This is a genomic window from Poseidonibacter ostreae (genome assembly GCF_009208075.1).
GTDB lineage: Bacteria > Campylobacterota > Campylobacteria > Campylobacterales > Arcobacteraceae > Poseidonibacter > Poseidonibacter ostreae.
Genome location: NZ_WFKJ01000035.1, coordinates 1 through 21,348, shown reverse-complemented (window position 1 = coordinate 21,348; position 21,348 = coordinate 1). Strand labels below are relative to the sequence as shown.

At 28.3% G+C, this 21,348-nt stretch carries 16 protein-coding genes and 1 tRNA gene; 1 reads left to right on the top strand and 16 read right to left on the bottom strand.

The window, feature by feature from the left end:
• Window positions 1-5: 5 nt before the first annotated feature.
• Window positions 6-1,745 carry a mechanosensitive ion channel domain-containing protein gene (locus GBG18_RS11015; RefSeq protein WP_152191074.1) on the bottom strand — a complete coding sequence of 580 codons (1,740 nt, stop codon included), beginning with the start codon at window positions 1,743-1,745 and terminating at the stop codon, window positions 6-8.
• Window positions 1,738-2,781, bottom strand: coding sequence for a 3-dehydroquinate synthase (gene aroB / locus GBG18_RS11010; RefSeq protein WP_152191073.1), 1,044 nt, complete (start codon window positions 2,779-2,781; stop codon window positions 1,738-1,740). Before aroB ends, GBG18_RS11015 begins: the two co-directional genes overlap by 8 nt.
• Window positions 2,782-2,885: 104 nt before the next feature.
• Here aroB and GBG18_RS11005 point away from each other — a divergent pair, with 104 nt between their 5' ends.
• Window positions 2,886-3,347: a hypothetical protein gene (locus GBG18_RS11005; protein WP_152191071.1), complete on the top strand. Its 462-nt coding sequence runs from the start codon at window positions 2,886-2,888 to the stop codon at window positions 3,345-3,347.
• A gap of 12 nt (window positions 3,348-3,359) precedes the next feature.
• Here the strand turns inward: GBG18_RS11005 and GBG18_RS11000 are convergent, their stop codons facing one another.
• The 14 genes from GBG18_RS11000 to GBG18_RS10935 form a co-directional block, all read right to left on the bottom strand.
• Window positions 3,360-5,864: an ABC transporter permease gene (locus GBG18_RS11000; RefSeq protein WP_152191070.1), complete on the bottom strand. Its 2,505-nt coding sequence runs from the start codon at window positions 5,862-5,864 to the stop codon at window positions 3,360-3,362.
• Entirely contained in the window at window positions 5,858-6,520 is a 663-nt protein-coding gene (locus GBG18_RS10995; RefSeq protein ID WP_152191068.1) for an ABC transporter ATP-binding protein, read from the bottom strand. Before GBG18_RS10995 ends, GBG18_RS11000 begins: the two co-directional genes overlap by 7 nt.
• Complete coding sequence (locus GBG18_RS10990; RefSeq protein ID WP_152191066.1) at window positions 6,520-7,134, bottom strand: arylesterase; 615 nt, start codon at window positions 7,132-7,134, stop codon at window positions 6,520-6,522. The genes GBG18_RS10995 and GBG18_RS10990 overlap by 1 nt, the downstream gene beginning before the upstream one ends.
• A 51-nt stretch (window positions 7,135-7,185) precedes the next feature.
• Window positions 7,186-7,261, bottom strand: a tRNA-Glu gene (locus GBG18_RS10985).
• 62 nt (window positions 7,262-7,323) lie between these two features.
• The gene (locus GBG18_RS10980) at window positions 7,324-8,613 is read right to left on the bottom strand and encodes an ATP-binding protein (protein WP_152191064.1); all 1,290 of its coding nucleotides are present in this window, start codon (window positions 8,611-8,613) and stop codon (window positions 7,324-7,326) included.
• A 111-nt stretch (window positions 8,614-8,724) separates the two neighbouring features.
• Window positions 8,725-9,168 carry a Sua5 YciO YrdC YwlC family protein gene (locus GBG18_RS10975; RefSeq protein ID WP_152191063.1) on the bottom strand — a complete coding sequence of 148 codons (444 nt, stop codon included), beginning with the start codon at window positions 9,166-9,168 and terminating at the stop codon, window positions 8,725-8,727.
• A gap of 8 nt (window positions 9,169-9,176) precedes the next feature.
• The gene (carB, locus tag GBG18_RS10970) at window positions 9,177-12,419 is read right to left on the bottom strand and encodes a carbamoyl-phosphate synthase large subunit (RefSeq protein ID WP_152191061.1); all 3,243 of its coding nucleotides are present in this window, start codon (window positions 12,417-12,419) and stop codon (window positions 9,177-9,179) included.
• A gap of 129 nt (window positions 12,420-12,548) precedes the next feature.
• The gene (locus tag GBG18_RS10965) at window positions 12,549-13,229 is read right to left on the bottom strand and encodes a HesA/MoeB/ThiF family protein (protein ID WP_152191059.1); all 681 of its coding nucleotides are present in this window, start codon (window positions 13,227-13,229) and stop codon (window positions 12,549-12,551) included.
• Window positions 13,230-13,297: 68 nt separating this feature from the next.
• On the bottom strand, window positions 13,298-13,681 hold the full coding sequence (locus GBG18_RS10960) for a hypothetical protein (RefSeq protein ID WP_152191057.1): 384 nt from the start codon (window positions 13,679-13,681) through the stop codon (window positions 13,298-13,300).
• The gene (locus GBG18_RS10955) at window positions 13,674-14,930 is read right to left on the bottom strand and encodes a type II toxin-antitoxin system HipA family toxin (protein WP_152191055.1); all 1,257 of its coding nucleotides are present in this window, start codon (window positions 14,928-14,930) and stop codon (window positions 13,674-13,676) included. Before GBG18_RS10955 ends, GBG18_RS10960 begins: the two co-directional genes overlap by 8 nt.
• 65 nt (window positions 14,931-14,995) lie before the next feature.
• A complete protein-coding gene (gene hsdR, locus GBG18_RS10950; RefSeq protein WP_152191054.1) occupies window positions 14,996-17,398 on the bottom strand; it encodes an EcoAI/FtnUII family type I restriction enzme subunit R in 2,403 nt (800 codons plus the stop codon).
• Entirely contained in the window at window positions 17,395-18,390 is a 996-nt protein-coding gene (rhuM, locus tag GBG18_RS10945) for a RhuM family protein (RefSeq protein ID WP_152191052.1), read from the bottom strand. The genes hsdR and rhuM overlap by 4 nt, the downstream gene beginning before the upstream one ends.
• Window positions 18,391-18,423: 33 nt before the next feature.
• Complete coding sequence (locus GBG18_RS10940) at window positions 18,424-19,578, bottom strand: restriction endonuclease subunit S (RefSeq protein WP_152191050.1); 1,155 nt, start codon at window positions 19,576-19,578, stop codon at window positions 18,424-18,426.
• On the bottom strand, window positions 19,575-21,029 hold the full coding sequence (locus tag GBG18_RS10935; RefSeq protein WP_152191048.1) for a class I SAM-dependent DNA methyltransferase: 1,455 nt from the start codon (window positions 21,027-21,029) through the stop codon (window positions 19,575-19,577). Before GBG18_RS10935 ends, GBG18_RS10940 begins: the two co-directional genes overlap by 4 nt.
• Window positions 21,030-21,348: the final 319 nt, after the last annotated feature.

Sequence of the window (21,348 nt, the reverse complement as noted above, 5' to 3'; positions counted from 1 at the left end):
TTTTATTAACCTTCTATATCTTCTAATTCTTCTGGTTTAGGTCTTGGAGTTCTTGATGGACCATAGTGATTATCTGTTGTATTCATATTTATTTGTTGTGTTGGGTATGCTATATGAATATCATCTTCAGCCATAAATGCATTTAATATCTCAGGACTCATCGTACTTCTTAACTGTAATGCAGCATAAGAGTTTGTAAGATACCAACCTGAAATTACAATTCCATAAGGTTCAACAAAAGTAAATACTCTTGGTTCCACTCCAGTTGCTCTAAGCTGATACTTACTTCTCATTTTACTTAACTGTTTTCTAGTTATATCTGTATAACCTTTTGAATAATGCTTTAAAATATCTCTTGAAATTTTTTGTGCTTTTTTATGGTTTGAATCAAATGTAATTGTAATATCAATACCATCCCATACAGTTCTAAGTCCTGAGTGTGTATAGTTTGCAATCATTTCAGAGAAAATGTAGTTATTTGGAATAAAGAATATTCTTCCTGTTCTTCTATTTACTGTATATGATGTATAAGTAATATCTTCTCTAATTGTAATTTTAAATAGTGAAATATCTAAAACATCTCCAACAGCTTGCACACCATTTCTATGAACTTTTATTCTATCACCTACTTGAATTGAACCAGATGTTACAATAACCATCCATCCAAAAATAGACATAAACCAATCTTTTAAAGCAATCGCAATACCCGCAGATGCAAATCCAAGGATTGTAACAAGATATGAAACATTGTCAATGTATGAGAACATTAAAACCATAACAATTAAAAATACAACTGTAAAGTTGATAATTTTATTTGTCATATAATAACTCTCGTTTTGAGAGAAATATTTCTTAAGTGCTAATTTAACTAAAAATGCAATAAATGATAAAACTACGATAATAGTAAGTATTATAAGTATTTTTTGTATTTGTTGAGATATTTGATTTTTAATCTCTAAAATAACTTGTTCAATTTTTCTTGTATAAACTTCTTCAGTTGTTGATACAATTTCTAAAACCATATTAAAATCTTTTTTTTGCTTATCTAAAAAAGTAATTCTTTCTTTATAATCTGATTTTTGTTCTAGGTTAAAAAGTTCTAAATAAACAAACAACTCATCTGCGAGTTTAATAGTTAAATCACTAATATCATTCTCTAAGTTGTTAAATATTTTTTTATTATCTTCTAGTTTTTTTATTTGTGAAAGTGCATTTATGATTCCAAAAGGATTTGTAATCTGGTCATACTTTTCAATTTCTGGTGGATTAATAAAGCCACCAATAGGTGAACCTTTATACTCTGCAATAAGTTCAAGCTCGTTTTCTTTTACTCTGATTTTATTGTGAAGTTGATATATTTGCTCTTCATCTGCATTTTTCTTTTTATTTATACTTTTCTTTAAAGCAGCAAGCTCTGTAGATATTTTTCTATAAGATAAATAGTTTGAATATCTTTTTAAAAGTATATTATCTTTTAAAGAAAGATCAATTTTTTCTATTTTTGCAAGAAGAACATTTATAAGAGCAAGATTCTTCATATTGATTTCTCTTGATTTTTGCTCTTCTAATTCTCTTTCCTTTTGCTCTTTTAGCTCTTTTTGAGCTTCATCAAATTTTTCTTTTATAATCTCTTGTTCAATTTGTTTTACTTCTGCTTTGTCTTTTGTGTCAATTACTACATCATCACAAAAAGATAAACTCGCTAAAGCTGTAAAACTAAGTGCTATTAAAAGTTTTTTAATCACAAGAAAAACCTTTTAAAACATCAATAACATCTTCTTTTTTCAACTCATTAGTAATAAGACAATCTCCAATACCACGTGCTAAAATAAACTTGATTTTATTATCTAAAGATTTTTTATCTAAGAAAAAATGCTCATAAAAATCTTCTATATCTTTAATTTTGTATGTTGTAGGAATATCATATTTTTCTAATAACTGCTTAACTCTTAATTCTTCATCACTACTCATAAGTCCTAATTTAACAGAAGCAGCATTTGCCATCATCATACCAATACCTACAGCTTCACCATGTAAGTAAGTATTATAATTTGTTTCATTTTCAATAACATGTCCAAATGTATGTCCATAGTTTAAAGCAGCTCTAATTCCATGCTCTTTCTCATCTTGAGAAACTACATTTGCTTTTGTTTCAACTGATTTTGCAATTGCAATTCTTAGATTTTCTTCTTCTCTAATATCATTTTGTTCTAACCATTCAAAAAAATCTTTATTAAAAGTAACTGCCATTTTTACAATCTCAGCAACACCTGCTCCAAACTCTCTTTTTGGAAGTGTTTGTAACATTGAGGGATCAATATGAACTGCAATTGGCTGATGGAAAGCACCAACTAAGTTTTTTCCAAACTTATTATTAATACCTGTTTTTCCACCTACACTTGCATCAACTTGAGATAATAAAGTTGTAGGAATTTGAACAAAATCTATTCCTCTTTGATAAATAGAAGCAGCAAAACCTGTCATATCACCAATAACTCCACCACCAAATGCAATCAGTAAAGATTTTCTATCAAGTCTTTTTTCAAAACAATGTTCTAAAATAGATTCAATAGTTTCCATATGCTTGTACTTTTCACCATCTGGAATTGTAACAACACTAAGTTCTTTTGCACTTAATTTAGTTTTTAAATACTCTAAGTGAAAACCACTTACTGTTGGGTTTGTAACAATTACAACTTTTGTATCAAAATAAAGTTCGTTTAGTTTATCGATAAAGATTTCATAAGAATTATTGTGGGGTAGATTAATTTTAACAGTCATTGTGAATATATCCATATAATTTTGTATTTTATATCTATTATATCTAATATTTACTAAAAAATCGATATTCTAATTGATTAATTTAAATACTTATGGGAAAAATAATGAATACTATTTTTAAAATTATTGCTTATATAATAAGCACACCTTTTTTTATAACTTGGCTGCTATTTTGTGGCATACTTGCGCTTTTAGGTGCATTTTTACCTAAAAAAGATATTTTGATAAACTTAAAACAAGTCAAGCAAAAAGAAACAATTTGTAAGGTTCTTAATAATAAAGGTTTAATAAGTGATGAAGAGTATCGTTTCGAAACAAACGAAGTTGCTATTTTATATGATGAACTTACTTTTAAAGGCTATTTATTTATCTTAAAACCCATAATCATCATGCTTAAATATACCAATTTTTTAGATGTTTTTATTTCTTATTTAGCATTTAAGTGGATGGAAATACATCAGTACAAAAAGCAGCATAAGAAAGAAGCAAAAACCTTTTTTTCGCTTCTTTCAAATACTTCTGTAGCCATTGCTCAAGCTACAGGAAATTTTTTATATCGTTTTTAATATAGTTATTCTTTATTCACCAAAGAGAACATTCTCTTTTTGGTGAATCATTTTAGAGGTAAAAAAGCTAACAATTAAAATCGTTAATATTGGTATAAAGAAGAAATAAACTAAAAGTACATCAGGTCTAAAGTCCCAATATGAATCAAAAAGAATATTACTTATAACATAAGAGCCAATACTTCCTAAGATTATTCCAAAACTACTTGCTGCAAATGTGATTAAGCCAAACTCTATTAAAAAAGAGTTTCTAATAGCTTTATTTTTTACTCCAATCATCTTTAATCTTAATATATTGTTCTTTTGCAAATTCATTTGATATTGAATAATAATAAAACTCATTAAAAGCCCAATTATGATGGAGTAAATACTCATTTTATCAGTTATATTAGTAACATTTTTAACCAATACTGCAAAAGTTTCAAATAAATTTTTTACATCTATAACAGTAAGTGTTGGGAAAAGATCAGATAGTTTTATAAGCATTTGTGTTGCATCATAATCTCCTGTTGAAATAGTAGCAAGTATTGTTTTTGGAGCATCACTTAAAGCTCCCTCTTGTAAAATTAAAAAGAAATTTGGTACAAACTCAGTCCATTTTACAGTTCTAATATTTACAACAACAGCTTGAAGTTCTAAACCTAAAATATCAAAAACAAGTGTATCATTTAACTTTATTCCACGTCTGCTTGCATAGTTTTTTTCAACACTTACTTCTATTGGTTTTGAGAAATCTGCTGAATCATATATACCAGAAAATTCTCTTCCTTCAACTATCTTTTCACTTTGTTTTAAAGTGTTTCTATATGAAAGATTAACCGCTCTATTTTTAAGTTCACTTTGCTCAGCTTTTAGCTCTTTATTAGCATTTTTTTGTGAGTGCTTTGTAAAATCCATATTATTTACTTTTATTATACGCCCTCTTATCATTGGAGCAATATTTTCTAATTTTGCACCCATACTATTTACTTGTGTTTGTATATCTTTAAGCTGTTCTTCTTTTGCATCAACAACAAAAAATCTTGGTCTATCATCAATACTTTGGGTTAAAGCAGCTGATAGGGATGAACCAATTTGAGGAATAAGACTAAAAAATGTAGTACATAAAAGTATTGCTGTAAAAAGTGTAAGAGAAGTTCTTCTTTGTCTTACAATATTTTTTAAAGCCAAAGATAAAGATAAATTATCTAAATGTCCTACAAAATCAAACTTTTTTAAAACTACAGAACCAATAGCAAAAAATAGTGCGATTATTGCAAGTATTGCAGTTGCAAAATAAAGACCTACAAATTTATTTGGTGTCACAAAATGAGATATTACTAATAAAAGAATAATAAAAGGAATAAAGCCTAAAACAACCTTATAAAAGGGCCTTTTTGTTCTTTGAAGTAGTGGTAGAATCAAAGGAAGTCCAATACTTAAACTAAGTAATAGTAGCACTAAAGAAGACTTTAAAAAGAATGTATAATCTAAATTTAAATCAAATTTAAAATCAATAAGTTTTTCAATTATTGGAGCTAAAAACGAAGCTGATGCACCCATAAGAGTAAAGACAATAATAGTAGAAGTCGTAACTAATACAAATAAGTGTAAAAGATAGGTAAGACTTAAATTCTTTTTACTTAATCCAAGGTCATTTAAAATTGTAATATCTTTTTGATGCTTCTTTAAAAAGCCTGAATAAAGATATATAAGACCAACAAGACCTAAAAAGAATGAAATAAGTGAAACTAATGACAAGAAATTTGTAACAAAGTTTAAAACACGTAACAATCTATCTCTTCCATCATTTGGAGAAAGCGCTCTTAAGTCTTGGTCAATACTTTTTTCTAAAGTGTTTTCAATCTCTTCAAGTTTATCATTTTCGAAATTATCTTTAAAAAGATAATTTAGTTTATATCTTGCAGTTGAGCCAAACTGTAGAAGTTCTGTTTTATCAAGACCTTCTTTGCTTATATAAATTTTTGGCATAAAACCACTAAAACTTATAGCTTTTAAACTATCTTCTTCTATAACTTTTTTTATAATAAAGTTTACTTTACCAATTTTTACTTTATCTTGCAATTTTAAATTTAAAAGGTCCAAAACCTCTTGATAAACCCAAACTTCATTTGAAGCAGGCATTGCTTCGCCTTTTGGATAAACACTTTTATCTTTAAAAACTAAGCCACCATAATAAGGGAAACCTTCATTTAACTTAACAACTTCCATAAGTCTAGCTCTTTTATCACTAGATATCATACTAATAGTTGAGATACCTTTTGAAAAGCTTTTTATTTCAGGTAGTTTACTTTTTATATCGTCAATTTGTTTATCATTTATAGGAAATCTAGAAGATACTACAAGATCTGAACCTAATAAAATTTTAGCCTTTGTATCAAGTGAACTTTCCATACTTCCTTTAAAGAATTGTAAATATGAAAGAGATGCAATTGCTAAACAAAAGTTAAATATAAATATTAGTGAGAAAGATTTTGAACGTGCGAGTGCTTTATAAACTAATTCAAGTACTAACATTTATTTAGATTTCCTGAATGTAGTTCATAAGTTTTTTCACAACGTAATGCTACATCTTTTGAGTGAGTTACTAAAATCAATGTAGTGTTATTTTGCTTGATTAACTCAAAAAGTTTATCCATAACTGCAATACCTGTTTCTTCATCTAAGTTTCCACTTGGTTCATCTGCTAATATGATTTTTGGATTATGAATAAGCGCTCTTGCAATTGCCACTCGTTGTTTCTCACCTCCACTTAGTTGTGACGGCAAGTGATCTAATCTATGTGAAAGCCCTACACTTTTTAAAAGATCAATTGCTTTTTCTTTTGCATTTGCAATATTACAAACTTTTGCAGGAAGCATCACATTTTCTAAGGCATTTAAATAAGAAACTAAATGAAAGTTTTGGAAAATAAAGCCAATATTAGTGGCTCTAAAATCATTTAATTCACCCTCTTGTAAATCTTTATATGAAACAGAATTTAAAGTAATATCACCCTCGTCTGCTTTAATAATTCCTGAGATTAGAGAAAGAAGAGTTGATTTACCACTTCCTGATTTTCCCATAATAGCAACTCTTTGCCCCTCTTTTAAATGAAAATTTAGATTTTCGAATATTTCAACTTTTTGTGAGCCTTGAAGATAGGCTTTTTTTAGTGATTTTAATTCTAACATTATAATTTTTCCTTTAAAAATTCAAAAACTTCTTTTGCAATATATTTATGACCATCAACATTTGGATGAATTCCATCTCTTTGGTTTAACTCTTTAACTCCAGCAACTCCTTTTAATAAAAAAGGCATAGATTCTAGAGTGTATTTAACCTTTATTTCTTCATACATCTTTTTAAAACGCTGTGTATATTCTGGACCATAATTAGGAGGGATTAGCATACCGGCAAGTAAAACTTTGGCATTTGCTTCTTGAGCGTGCTTTATAATCTCTTCTAAATTCTTTTGACTAGATTCAAGGTTTAATCCTCTTAATCCATCATTTGCACCAAGGGCTAAGAAAACTATATAAGGCTTCTTTTTTAAATACCATTTAAGACGTGAAAGCCCATCACTTGTAGTTGAACCACTTACGCCACCATTTATAACAGTAATATCTTCTTTGAGTTTATTTTTGATTAAAGTTTCAACAAGTTTTGGAAAGGCTTCTTCTTTATTTACTCCTAAGCCCTCTGTTAAAGAATCACCTAAAAATAGAATTGTATTAGATTTAGTGCTTGTGTTTGCACTTATTATTTGTATGTTTATTAAAAACAGTATTAGTATTATTTTTTTCATGCAGAATTTTATCTAAAATGATAAAAATTGTCTATTAATAAAAATTGAAATTGGCGACCCCGAGAAGATTTGAACTTCTGTCATCAGGAGGAAATCCTGAGGTCCTTGGCCGCTAGACGACGGGGTCATATTTTATAAGATTGAAATTATAAGTTACTTTGAGTTTATACTTGCTTAAACTATGACAACTTAGTCTTTTTTATTTGAAAAAACTATATATTCTTTCTTTAATTGTGTATCAAAGTATTTAGATTTATGTTCCAAGGACTTATATTCACTCTGAATATTCTCATAATCTTTCCATTTACAATCAACAAATGTAATTGTAGTAGAATCATATGCAACAAAATCTATTTCAAATTCTTTATTATTCCACCATGATCCAATTTTTTTAGGTTTATATTTGAAAAAAGATTCTATATCCTCTTCTATTATTTCTAATGTATATTTTTTATAAGCATCAAAAACAAGTCTTTCTGTAAAATCTAATTTGATATGTTTAAGAATATCATAGAAATTATTTGAATTTATACTATTTGCATTTGGATATACATAACAAAACCAAAATTTTAAAAAATTATCTTCAATTTCATATCTACCAAATTTAGTTTTTTCTGCTTTTTCATTAATTGGTATTTCTTTTTTTATAATCATAAGATCAACTAATTTTTGTATATATCGTGTAAGATAAGAAGATTTTAAATCAAGAAATTTTGCAATATCCCCTATTTTATTATTACCCATTGAAATTGAGTAAAGAATTGAGGAATAAGTAACAGCATCAGCTAAATCTTTTTTGATTAAATTCATTCCCTCATTATATAAAAAGCTACTATATGTTAAAAAGTTATCTTTTATATTCATAAGAAAATCTTTATTTTCATTATATAAACTAAGATATTTAGGATTAGTTCCAAATGCAGCATATACATACATTTTGTCATCTCTACTAAGATTTGGTAAAAGTTTTTTGATAGTATTAAAACTTAAAGATTCTAGTCTTATTTTATTATCAACACTTTTAGATATTTGCAATGTATCAAAATTATTTGGTAATAAAGAAGAAGTAATAATAAATTGTATATTCATATATTTTAAATATTTATTCCAATATGTATTAAAATTTATTAAAAAATCTTTATCAATTTTTATTAAATTATGCATATCTTCTAGAACAATTACAGTTTTCTCACTAATTTTATTTTTTGATAAGTAAAGAAATAGATTTTCAATTGTCAAGATTTTTTCTGTATTTTTATTATCAAAAAAACTATCTATTGTTTTTTTGAACTCTTTAATTAACAAAGTTTTCATTGTTTCAAAGGATACTAAATATAAAGTTTTTTTATCTCTTGTGTATTCATTTAATAAAGATGATTTTCCAACTTTTCTTCTTCCGAAAATAAAATTTATTGTTGAGTTTGGCTTATCAAAATCTTCATTTAAAAGATTTATTTCTTTTTCTCTGTATAAAAACATTATCAAACCTTTTATTTATTTATAATCTAATATTAATATTTAAATACTTAATTATTTCTTACCTAATTAAGTTATTTAAATGTTTTATGTTGATAAATAATTTAATTTATTCTATCTAATGTGTTTTAAAGAGGTCTTTGAGAGTTTAATAATTTTAGAAGCACTACTTTCAAAAAAGTTATTTTTATCTTCCACAATAATATCTGCACTTGATAATGCAAACTCTTTTTCAAAGTTTTTAGATGTTTTATTAGCAGAAGTAGAATACAAAATTCCAAATTTATGTATAAAATCATAAAAATTATCCTCTTTTTTTATAACTCTAAAGGATTTTTCATTTGGATAAATAAAAGTTGTTAAAGATGACTTTCGTACTTGTTTTCTATATTTTTTAGGAACTCGTGTATATTTTTGTAAGGTTTTAAAAGAATCTACTGTATGAAGTATCTTTTTTGATTTTGGTCTTTGTTTTATAACAGAAAGTTTTTCATCATTTGAAGATGAAAAACCAACTGTTGTATCAGTTTGAACTAGATAAACTAAAGATGAATCCATAAAAGAATTTAGTCGTTTAAGAACTCTTGGATAGACTTAACACCTAATCCATCTTTTTTATTTAATACAGCCATTGCTTCAACACAAGCAAGTGCAGCTGCAGCAGTTGTAACATAAGGAACATTTTCTTTTAATACTGCACGTCTTATGTTTTTACCATCATCTTTTGATGATTCTTTTCCATCTGAAGTATTAAATGCTAATGCAATCTCACCATTTGCAATAGAATCAGTTACATTTGGTCGTCCTTCAGAAATTTTTAATACTTTCTCACACTCAATTCCAGCATTTTTAATAGTCTTATGAGTTCCACCAGTAGCAACTACTGTAAACCCTTGAGCAACTAATCCCTCTGCAATTTTAGCAGCAAACTCTTTATCTAAATCACATAAAGAGATAAATACCTTCCCTTCAGTTGGTAAATCATTCTTAGCAGCACTTTGTGCTTTTGCGTAAGACTCACCAAAACTATCAGAAATACCCATTACTTCACCAGTTGATTTCATTTCAGGTGTTAAAATCATATCTGAACCACTTAACTTATTAAATGGGAATACAGCTTCTTTTACAGCAACATGGTCTTTTAATATTGGTTTTAATACACCATTATCTTCCCATATTAAGTCAGAATTATAAGTATCAAGAGCAACTCTTAAGCTCTCACCCCACATAACTCTAGTTGCAACTTTTGCTAAAGGCATTCCAGTTGCTTTTGATACAAAAGGAACTGTTCTAGATGCTCTTGGATTTACTTCAATTAAATAAATTTGACCTTTGTGAATTGCATATTGAGTATTCATTAACCCTACTACACCAAGACCTAATGCCATATTTTTTGTTTTTGTTTCTAACTCTTTAATTAATTCATCTGAAATTGAAATTGGAGGTAAAGAACAAGCTGAATCACCTGAGTGAACACCAGCTTCTTCAATATGTTGCATAATTCCACCAATATATACTTCTTTTCCATCACAAATACAATCAACATCAAGTTCAATAGCTCTATCTAAGAATTTATCAATTAATACTGGTGCATCATTAGATACAGAAACAGCTTCATCCATATATTGTTTTAACTCACTTGTTGAGTAAACAATTCTCATTCCTCTTCCACCAAGTACAAATGAAGGACGTACAAGTACTGGATATCCAATCTTTTCTGCAATTTCAATAGCTTCTGTAACTTCAACAGCCGTTCCATTTTCTGGTTGTAATAAACCAGCTTTTTCAACAAATTTAGAGAACTTCTTTCTATCTTCAGCTAAATCAATAACTTCAGCAGTCGTACCAATAATATTAGCTCCGGCATCTGTTAATGCATTTGCTAATTTTAATGGAGTTTGTCCACCAAAGTGTACAATAACACCATCTGGTTTCTCATTTTCTATTACTGCTCTTACGTGTTCAAAATCAATTGGTTCAAAGTATAAGATATCTGATGTATCATAATCTGTTGATACAGTTTCAGGATTACAGTTATACATAATAGTTTTAATACCCATTTCATTTAAAGCAAATGAAGCATGCACACAACAATAATCAAACTCAATACCTTGACCAATTCTATTTGGTCCACCACCAATAATCATAACTTTTTTATCATTTGATTCAGGCTTTTGAACTTTTGGTAACTTTGTAATATTTGTAGTTGAATAAAGATATGGAGTAAGAGCTTTAAACTCCGCAGCACAAGTATCAACTTCATTATATTCAAAGTTTACATCTAAAGTTTTTCTTGCAGTATAAATATCTTCTTCAGTTTTACCAATAAGTCTTGCAATCATTGCATCAGAGAAACCATTTGTTTTAGCATTTCTCATTGCTTCTTCATTTGTTAAAATTGATGTATCAATTGATTTTTCAATATTATACATCTCTCTATATTTAGTTAAGAACCATGGATCTACTTTACAAAGATCAAATATTTCTTCATTTGAAAGACCTTGTCTCATCCCATCCATTAAGTATAATAATCTATCACAGTTTGGTCTTCTAATCTCTTTTTTAATTAGTTCTAAATCTGTAGAAATAGAATCAAAACCTACTAAACCAGTTTCAAGTGAACATAATGCTTTTTGGATTGATTCATTAAATGTTCTACCCATAGACATAACTTCACCAACTGATTTCATACCAGTTGTTAAAGTAGAATCAGCTTTAGGGAATTTTTCAAAAGTAAACCGAGGTATTTTTGTAACAATATAATCAATTACTGGCTCAAATGATGCAGTTGTACCAGTAATGTCATTTTCAATTTCATCTAAAGTAAATCCAACTGCTAAAAGTGTTGCAACTTTTGCAATAGGATAACCAGTTGCTTTAGAAGCAAGTGCAGAAGATCTAGAAACTCTTGGATTCATTTCAATTACAATCATTCTTCCTGTATTTGGACAAATTGAGAATTGTACGTTTGATCCACCAGTATCAACACCAATTTCTCTTAAAATTGCAAAAGAAGCATTTCTCATATCTTGGTATTCTTTATCTGTAAGTGTAAGTGCTGGTGCAATTGTAGTTGAGTCACCTGTATGAACACCCATTGGGTCAAGATTTTCAATTGAACATACAATAATACAGTTATCTTTTCTATCTCTGATAACTTCCATCTCATACTCTTTCCAACCAAGCATAGATTCCATAATTTCAATCTCATTAATAGGAGAAGCATCAATTCCAGCTTCTGCTAAAAGTTTGAATTCTTCCATATTATAAGCAACACCAGAACCACCACCAGCTAGTGTAAATGAAGCTCTAGAAATTACTGGGAATCCAATCTCTTTTGCTTTTGCTATTGCTTCATCAACAGTATAGGCATTAGCACTTTTTGGTAAATCCATACCAATTTTAATCATTGCTTCATTAAAAAGATGTCTATCTTCACCTTTTTTAATAGCATCAGGATGCGCTCCAAGGAATTGTACACCCTCAAGCATACCTTTATCATACATAGAAGTAGCAACATTAAGTGCTGTTTGTCCACCCATTGTTGGTAAAATAGCATCAATATTTTCTTTTTCAATAATTTTTGCAACCATTTCTTCAGTGATTGGTTCTATGTAAGTTCTGTCAGCAAACTCTGGATCTGTCATAATAGTTGCTGGATTTGAATTAATTAAAACAACTCTATATCCTAGCTCTTTCAATGTTTTAGTAGCTTGAGTACCTGAGTAATCAAACTCACATGCTTGGCCAATAACAATTGGACCAGAACCGATTAGTAAAATAGACTTTATATCTTCTCTTTTTGGCATAAAAATTCCCCATATATATTTTTATAAATTTGGAGATTATATCTATAAAGTGCTTAAAATTCGGTTAGATAAAAGAGTTTTAAATATCAAGTTAGAATAAAGAAGTGTTAAAAATAACACTTCTTTTTATTAAGAAGTTGGAAGGTTAAATCTTTTAGTGTCTAAAACACCCTCATTATCAAAAGATAAGTAGTAAAGAATATCTTTTTTCACAGGAAGTCCTGTAAGATGTCTAATTGCTAAGTTAGCTTGAAGTGAAGCTATATGCATAACAATTGGACAAGCAATTCCATTTGGTTTTCTATCATTTACTTGAAAAACTGCTTCATAAGATGCTTTTTCAAAGAAACAAACTTGACCATGAAACTCTTCAACAGAACCATAAATCCAAGCTTGATTATTCGCTATACAATATTCATTTATATCTGCTCTTGTTGGAAGATTATCCGTTCCATCAATAATTAAATCAAACTCTAAACCTCTTTTTGCAAAATCTTGAAAACTTTCTATATAAGAAGTCACTTTCGTATAAGGGCATCTTGACTCAACTAGTTCTTTTAAGACATCTGCCTTAAATTTTCCATCATCACCAACTTTAAAACCAATTTGTCTATGAATATTGTGAACACCTACTTCATCAAAATCGACAAAAGCAAACTCTCCAATTCCTGAAGCCCCAAGTGCTATAGCAAGTGAACATCCAAGCCCTCCACTTCCTATAATGGCTACTTTTTTATTTGCAAGTGAATCTTGTGTCTCTTCACCCCAAAGTTTTATTTGTCTGTTAAAAAACTCATGTGCTTCGCTCATTTTAAATCCTTATTAATTAAGTATAGTTTATATTTATTATGTATATTTGTAATAATAGCAGATTTACTTTAAAGTTTTTTGACCTTTTTCACTCTTTGTTTTTCTTTTGTATCAAATTTATTTATTTTTTCTTTCACTGTTTCATTTAATAGGTTTTCAAGTTCATCTAATCGTCCAAAGCTTCTCATAACTTTTATAAAATTTATCAATGATATTCTTCCATTTTGTTCAAAATTTGAATATGTTGTTGCAGAGCTTAATTTAGCTTTTTTACTAAACTCACTTTGGGTTTGATTTGATGATATTCTAGCTTTTTTTGCTCTTAGAGCTAGTACATAAGATATTTCATCATCTGTTAATGTTCCAAAAGCATTATTTGTATTGATATTTTTCTTTAAATCTTTTTTACTAGTTTTTTGTGCATCTTGAAGTTTTTTTAATAAATCACTCACCTATAACTCCTTGAAATGTTCTTTTATTTACTTCAGCTAATACTTGTCTTATTTTTTCTTTTTTTACGTCATATTTTTTTAATAACTTTGGCAATTCTTCTTGTCTTAAAGTTTTCATATTTTCTATTAAATTAGATACAAATTCTAACTTTATTGAAAATTCACCTGCAAGTCTTGATATATCTTCTAAATTTATTAAAGATAGATTTTTTCCATATAGTAATAGTTGATGTTCTATTGTTTGTTTTTTACCTTTTGCAAAAGTTAAATCATAAGCAGGAGTTGAACTCCATTTAAAATCCTTATCACACATAAAAGAAAAATTTCTACTATGATCATCTTGATTTACAAACATATAGTTAAAAATCATTTGAGAAAACAATTGTTCTAAGCTTTCAATGGCTCCTAGTTTAACAGCAGTTCTTAGTAAATCTTCATAACCTATTTGTCTTGGAATATTATAATCATTATGTAAAAGTCCTGCAAGAGAATGTACATGATATCTTTTTGCATTTTCTTCTATATCAAATCTTTTTGTTACAAAATGGTATTTATTATTAGCTTCAAGCAAATAACAATCACTCATATCTATTCCAGCTTTTTTTGCAAGTAAATAGTAAATATATTCTAGTTTTGAATAAGTAGATTTATTTTCATCATCATTAGCTGTATCATCATATTTTATAATCGCATGAATATAATTTTTAGCTAAAGGTTTTGTTCTATCTCCTAAAAAGACTTTTTTTTCTTCAAGATTTATAGCAGCAACAGCTTTAGCTCTTGCTCCTCCTACAAAAGAGTGAGCACTTACTAAAAAAGCATTTTGTAAAGAGTGGAAAGAGCCACCTTTTTTTAACTCTTTTGCTTTTTCGAACATTGATTTTAGTTCAAGTGTTTCAAGTTGTAAAGTATCATCAGATATAGAAGGCTCAAATCTTAATGCACCTAAGCCTTTATTTCCTATAAAGATTAGTTTATCACTAATACTTGGATATGTGTTTTTATTTTGTAAGAAGTAGTTATCTAAAATCTCATTACCAAAATTTCCAGGGAGAGAATCACTAATAAAACCTGCGACTTGTTCTTGGTATGTTAGGTTAGTTGTTTCAATCTCTTTTATATCTTTTGATATCATCAAAGGACTTGCTTTATGACACAAATCATCAATTTGCTCAAGATATATTCTATTTTCATCTTGATACATATGTGCAATTAGTTTATCAAATAAAAAGATTGATACTTTTTCCATACTCAGACCTTATTCATATATATTTGTAATTATAGCATATAAAAAGCAATAATTACAAATATATGCTAATTATATTCAGGACTAGGTTCTGCTACCATCAAGTTATTATAATCCATTTCGTTTTCTGATTCATCTTCATAAAGGTATTTTTGAAAACCTATAAAAGTTTCTCTTATCGTTTTAATATCACCTATTTTATTTTTTGCATCTTCTATGGCACTATATTGTGATAGCAATAAATCTTTTAATCTTTTATCATCTAAATCTTTTGTTCCATTGTCTACATACTGTTTTAAAACAAAGTCTAAAAACTCTTGCTTTTCATTATCATAATGGGTTATTTTTAGTTTTGCTTTTGTTGCTCTTTGGAGTCTTGGTACAATATCTTTATGATAGGCAATATATGATAAAACATCAAATAAATCACTATTTTGGGCATGAACTACTTTTTTCAAATTATCAAGTTGTTCTTGGGTATATCCAGCTTCACTTAGCTCTTCAAGAAGTCTTTTTCTTGTATCTGGAATCGACCAGATTCTTCTAAGCTCTTTTTCACTTGCAAAAAACTTTGGTATTTCTTTAAAAAGCTCTTTTACAAACTGCTCACTTGACATTGGCTTTCCAGAAGGATCATAAAAAGATGTTTTTACCATCGAATCTAAATCTGCAAATTTACCATCACTTAGTTTTACACGAATCATTTTTCTTTTTTCTTTTTCACATACACAAGGTCTGTTGCTACACTCTGGACATATTTCAGGTTCTTCTTTTTCACAAATACAAGGTCTTTGATTACAAGTTTTACAAGGCTCTTTTGGTTTTGGCTCTTCTGGTTCAATTGGTTCACCATCCCAAGCTGGGTCTATAAAGTGTTTATAATTGTCATAAAAATCATAAATAGTAAAATAGTCCTTGCCATCAAAAAGTCTTGTACCACGTCCTACTATTTGTTTAAACTCAACCATTGATTTTACATCTCTTAGAAGAATGATATTTTTAATTTCAGGTGCATCTACTCCTGTGCTAAGTTTCTTTGATGTTGTTAAAATAGTAGGAATTATCTTTTCATTATCTTGAAAATCTCTTAAAAACTGTTCACCTTTTGAGCCTTCATTTGCTGTTACTCTACAACAATAGTTTAAGTTTTTTGAGTCTGCTTTTTGGTTTATAAGATTTCTTATAGCTGCTGCGTGATTTTGAGATTCACAAAAGACTAATGTTTTTTGATTTTGATTTATCAAATCCATAAAAACATTTACTCTATACTTTTCTATATCCATAATCTCTATAATTTTATTTTGTTCTTCTCTTGTATATTCCTTACCCTCTTCTATTTCACCTTCAAGAACTTCATCATCTTGAGTAAAGATATATTTATCTCCTGTAGTTGAAATATCTTTTACTTTAAATGGTGTCAAAAACCCGTCATTTATTCCCTCTTTTAGTGAATAAATATAAACAGGTTCTCCAAAGTATTTGTAAGTATCACCATTTTCATCTCTTTTTGGAGTAGCAGTAAGACCTAATTGAACAGCTGGTTCAAAGTATTCAAGGATTTCTCTCCATGAGCTCTCATCACTAGCTCCTCCTCTATGACACTCATCAATAATAATAAAATCAAAAAAGTCTTTTGCATATTCACCAAAATTTGGTGTATCATTATCTCCACTCATAAAGGTTTGAAAAATAGTAAAAAATATACTTCCATTTGTAGGAACTTTTTTCTTTTTTCGTATTTCACTTGGGTCTATTCTAATCAAAGCATCATCATCAAATGCACCAAAAGAATTAAATGCTTGGTCGGCTAAAATATTTCTATCTGCTAAAAATAGTATTCTAGGGCTTCTTTTAAAATCTTTTTGTAAATTCCATTTTGAATGAAATAGTTTCCAAGCTATTTGAAAAGCAATTGCTGTTTTTCCTGTACCAGTTGCAAGTGTAAGAAGGATTCTTTTTTTATCATTTGCAACGGCTTCTAGTGTTTTTGTAATCGCGTTGTTTTGGTAATATCTAGGTTCCCAAGAACCTGCTTTATCTTCAAAAGGAATAGAAAATATTCTATCACTTATAGTTTGTTCTTTTGGAAAAGTCATATTCCACAATTCATCAGGAGTAGGAAAACTTAAACAATCTTCTTGAATACTTTCTTTCATATCAACACTATAAAATTGTAAACCATTTGTGCTATATGTATATCGTATATTTAATCGTGTCGCATAATCAATAGCTTGCGTAAGACCATCAGTATAGTGTAAATCTCTTTTTTTAGCTTCAATTACTGCTAAGTTTCTGTTTTTATAGATAAGTACATAATCAGCACTTAAAGCAGCTGCTCGTCTTTTGTTTCCAAGAAGTCTACCTTTTGATATAGGAAATTCTCTTCGTATCCTACTTCCTTCAACTACACCCCAGCCAGCTTTTACTAAAATCGGGTCTATTAAATCAGCTCTTGTTTCTGCTTCATTCATTTTATAGCCTTTATATCTTTTACTAATTCATTAAAGCTATCATTTTTTTGAATCTCTTTTTTAACAGACTTATATTTATCATACTCAAAATGTGATTTTTCAAGTGCCATTTTGTGAGAAATTTTCCCTGCATTATCTAGTAATTCTTTTCCATTTAAACTTATAATCGCATCTAATCTACTAATCCAATCTTTCATATACATTGCTTGTTCTTGCATTGCCATTGTTTCTGCAAATGCTAAGTATTGTTCTACTAACAATCCAAGAAGTTTTATCTCTTCTTCATTCAAATAGTTTTTTGCAATACTTACATCTTTTTTTGTGATGTTTTTATTTTCTTTATCAAAAGAGGACATTCCTAAAAGAGGTTTATTTATATCTACACGATTGTGTACAAGTTCGGCTGCTGTTTGGGAAGAGATAGCCCATAAAAGTTTGTTTTGAACTATTTTGAAAAACTCTATTGTTTTTTCATCTTTTGGGTCATAATCAATACTTGTCATATAAATATCTTTTATTTTTTGATAAAAAAATCTTTCAGAGATTCGTATATCTCTAAGTCTTTTTTGAAGTTCATCAAAATAGCTCATATTATTACCGTTTTTAAATCGTTCATCATCTAAGATGAAACCTTTGGTAATATATTCGTTTAATCTTTTTCTAGCCCAAATCCTAAACTGTGTACCTTGAGGGGATTTTACTCGAAAACCAATGGCTATTATCATATCAAGGTTATAGTATTTAACATCTTTAGTTTGTGTTTTGCCCTCAATTGCCCCATGTTTAGTGGTTGTTCGGAAATTCCGAACAACCCCTTCTTTATCTAGTTCATTTTCATCAAATATATTAGAAATATGCTCACTAATAGTTGATTTTGATTTTTGGAAAACTTCACAAAGCTGAGTTTGATTAAGCCAGATATTTTCATCTTCAAATCTAATATCTAATTTTATATCACCTTGTTCATTTGTATAAATTACAATATCACTCATGCTTTTTCTTCTCCTATCTTTTGTATCATCACTTTATTTTGTAAGCTCTCCTGAAAAAGCTTTTTGAAGTAGAGATTTTTTTAATTCTTCTAGGTTGTCTAATTTTTGTTGGTATTTTTGTTCTAGTTGTTTTGTTTTGTTTTCTAAAATATTTATTTCTTCAACAATATTATTTTGTACTTTTAAAGAAAGAATTGGAGCAACTATATTTCTAACATTAGATAAATTAACTCTTGGTCTTGTTGCCCCTGATATTTCTTTTGTTAATTGGGATACCGATAAATTTGTATTTAAAAAATATTCTAGATATTTATAGTTAACTATTTTTTTATCTGGACGAATCCTAACAATATCAGCAAGAATAATTCCGTCTTCAAAAGTTTCAGGAATAATACAAGTTTTACCAATAGGAATACCGAGCTTAGCTAAAACAATATCTCCTACAACAAAAGAATGAGATTTTAGTTCTTCTGCCTTTTCTTTCTCAATATATTTAATATCTTTTTCAATGAATTTCCCTTTTCCAACATTTTGTAAACGCAAAATAGGAACTCCACTATCCCTATAGTCTGCAACTTTTAAATTTGAACCAAAAGGTCCCGAAACAATAGCTTTTTTACTATCAGACAAATCTTCTAATTTTCTTTCTTCCCAACCTTCCCCTTTTTGAGAAAATATTTCATTTAATTTACTATCAAAAAGTTCTTTTGTATTTTTAAGGTTTTTTTCAAGATTTATTTTTGCTTTTTCAAGAGCTTCAAAAGCTGTATCTAAAATTTCTACAATTTGTTTTTGTTCATCTATTTTTACAAAAGGAAAGGCTTCATTTTTATAATCTCTATAATAAATATGCGGAATAGTACTTCCATTTCTATATTTTTTCAAATCTATTGATTCTAAAAAATAATATATAAAATCAATATCGTATTCCTCTTTTGGAATAATGTATTGCATTGTTGCAACAATTGAAGATTCTTTCGGATGTTTTGAAATTCTACCAATTCCTGCTCCATCTTTAATTACAGCTATATAATCTTTTTCTTGCTGATAAAAAGAAATTGTTTTTACAAGTCCTTTTGCTCCATATAAAGGATAAGAACCTTCATCATCTTGTACTTTGTTAATAGATATATTTGAAGATGCTTTCTTCACTGCATGATCTAGTATTCCATAATCCCAATTACTCATACAATCTTACCAATAGAATCTAAAATATCCCTAGTCTCATCATCCAATCTTTTCATATTTTCTAAAATATCAACTGGAGTTCTAAGAGGTTCTTCTTCTTTTACAAATGGATTTTTAACCGATAAATCATAAGTATTTTCATCTAAATCACTTATATTTATAGTCCAAGAGTTATCACTATCTTTTTTCTCTTTTTGTAAAGCTATAAAATCTTTCATATCTTTATCATTTAAAGGATTTGTTTTCCCCATATTTCGCCCAGCGTTTAGTGAGTAAAACCAAGTTTTTTTGGTCTCTTCCCCTTTTGTAAAAAATAGTACTACCGTTTTTACTCCAGCTCCTGTAAAAGTACCTGCGGGCATATCTAAGACTGTATGAAGATTACAAGATTCTAGTAAATGTTTTCGTAAAGCCACTGAAGCATTATCTGTATTTGATAAAACTGTGTTTTTTATAACTACTGCTGCACGACCTCCTGCTTTTAGTGATTTGATAAAGTGTTGCATAAATAAAAAGGCTGTTTCACCTGTTTTGATATTGAAGTTTTGTTGTACTTCTTTCCGCTCTTTTCCACCAAAAGGAGGATTTGCTAGGATTATGTTGTATCTATCTTTTTCTTGTATTTGATTTAGTGGTTCTGCTAAGGTATTTGTATGTATAATATTTGGAGCTTCTATACCATGTAAAATCATATTCATAATACCAATTACATAAGCTAGATTCTTTTTCTCTTTTCCATAAAAAGTGTTCTTTTGTAGAGTTTGAAGATTGTCCACATTTTTAGGCATATTTGCTTTTATATAATCGTAAGTTTCACACAAGAACCCTGCAGATCCAACAGCTCCATCATAAACAGTTTCACCTATTTGTGGATTTATCACTTCTATCATAGCACGGATTAGTGGTCTTGGAGTGTAGTATTGACCTCCGTTTCTTCCTGCATTTCCCATATTTTTGATTTTTGTTTCGTAAAGGTGACTTAATTCGTGTTTATCATTGCTTGACCTAAAAGGTAAAGAATCAGCAAGTTCTAAAATCTCTCTTAATCCATATCCACTTTGAATTTTATTTTTAAGTTCAGAAAATATCTCACCTATTTTATATTCAATAGTATCAGCACTAATTGCACTTTGTTTAAAAGAAGCTAAATAGGGAAAAAGTTTTGTATCTACAAAAGAGACTAAATCTGTCCCTGTCAAAGCAATATTATGGTCAATTTTTCCATCACTATTTTTTGGAGTTGCCCAAGTATTCCATCTATATTCTCCTTTTAAAATAAAAGAATAATCTTCTCCTTCAAGTTCTGCTATTTCTGCTTTTTCATTTTCAAGTTCATCTAAATAACGTAAAAACATTATCCAAGAAGTTTGACCTATATAATCAAGTTCACTATCTGCACCAGAATCTTTGAAAAGAATATCATCTATATTTTTAAAAGTTTGTTCGAACATCTATATCCATTATAATTAGTAATTTTTAATAATCATTTTACTAAAAGTTTATAAATAGCTAGTTTAAAAAATAATGTTTTTGTAATTTGTAGATTTTATAATATAATATTTTTACAATTATTCTTCTGGATGAGCTATCTTATCATGAGATACATTACTCTAATAATTATATTTGACATATTTTTTTACACATGATATAATAAATACATAATTTCCTTCGGGACTGCCCTCTTAATCTTTAAGAGGGAGAAAACTACAAATCAAGTAATTTCTTCAACTTTACTTATTACGCTTACTTTACTATCTAATCTTTTTACAT

Excerpts from the sequence above, each read along its gene's own strand:
- GBG18_RS11005 (WP_152191071.1), top strand. The coding sequence starts at position 2,886 with ATGAATACTATTTTTAAAATTATTGCTTATATAATAAGCACACCTTTT.
- carB (WP_152191061.1), bottom strand. The coding sequence starts at position 12,419 with ATGCCAAAAAGAGAAGATATAAAGTCTATTTTACTAATCGGTTCTGGT.
- aroB (WP_152191073.1), bottom strand. The coding sequence starts at position 2,781 with ATGACTGTTAAAATTAATCTACCCCACAATAATTCTTATGAAATCTTT.
- GBG18_RS10980 (WP_152191064.1), bottom strand. The coding sequence starts at position 8,613 with ATGTTTTTATACAGAGAAAAAGAAATAAATCTTTTAAATGAAGATTTT.
- hsdR (WP_152191054.1), bottom strand. The coding sequence starts at position 17,398 with ATGAATGAAGCAGAAACAAGAGCTGATTTAATAGACCCGATTTTAGTA.
- GBG18_RS10935 (WP_152191048.1), bottom strand. The coding sequence starts at position 21,029 with ATGTTCGAACAAACTTTTAAAAATATAGATGATATTCTTTTCAAAGAT.
- GBG18_RS10955 (WP_152191055.1), bottom strand. The coding sequence starts at position 14,930 with ATGGAAAAAGTATCAATCTTTTTATTTGATAAACTAATTGCACATATG.
- GBG18_RS10940 (WP_152191050.1), bottom strand. The coding sequence starts at position 19,578 with ATGAGTAATTGGGATTATGGAATACTAGATCATGCAGTGAAGAAAGCA.
- GBG18_RS10990 (WP_152191066.1), bottom strand. The coding sequence starts at position 7,134 with ATGAAAAAAATAATACTAATACTGTTTTTAATAAACATACAAATAATA.
- GBG18_RS10965 (WP_152191059.1), bottom strand. The coding sequence starts at position 13,229 with ATGAGCGAAGCACATGAGTTTTTTAACAGACAAATAAAACTTTGGGGT.
- GBG18_RS11000 (WP_152191070.1), bottom strand. The coding sequence starts at position 5,864 with ATGTTAGTACTTGAATTAGTTTATAAAGCACTCGCACGTTCAAAATCT.
- GBG18_RS10995 (WP_152191068.1), bottom strand. The coding sequence starts at position 6,520 with ATGTTAGAATTAAAATCACTAAAAAAAGCCTATCTTCAAGGCTCACAA.
- rhuM (WP_152191052.1), bottom strand. The coding sequence starts at position 18,390 with ATGAGTGATATTGTAATTTATACAAATGAACAAGGTGATATAAAATTA.
- GBG18_RS10975 (WP_152191063.1), bottom strand. The coding sequence starts at position 9,168 with ATGGATTCATCTTTAGTTTATCTAGTTCAAACTGATACAACAGTTGGT.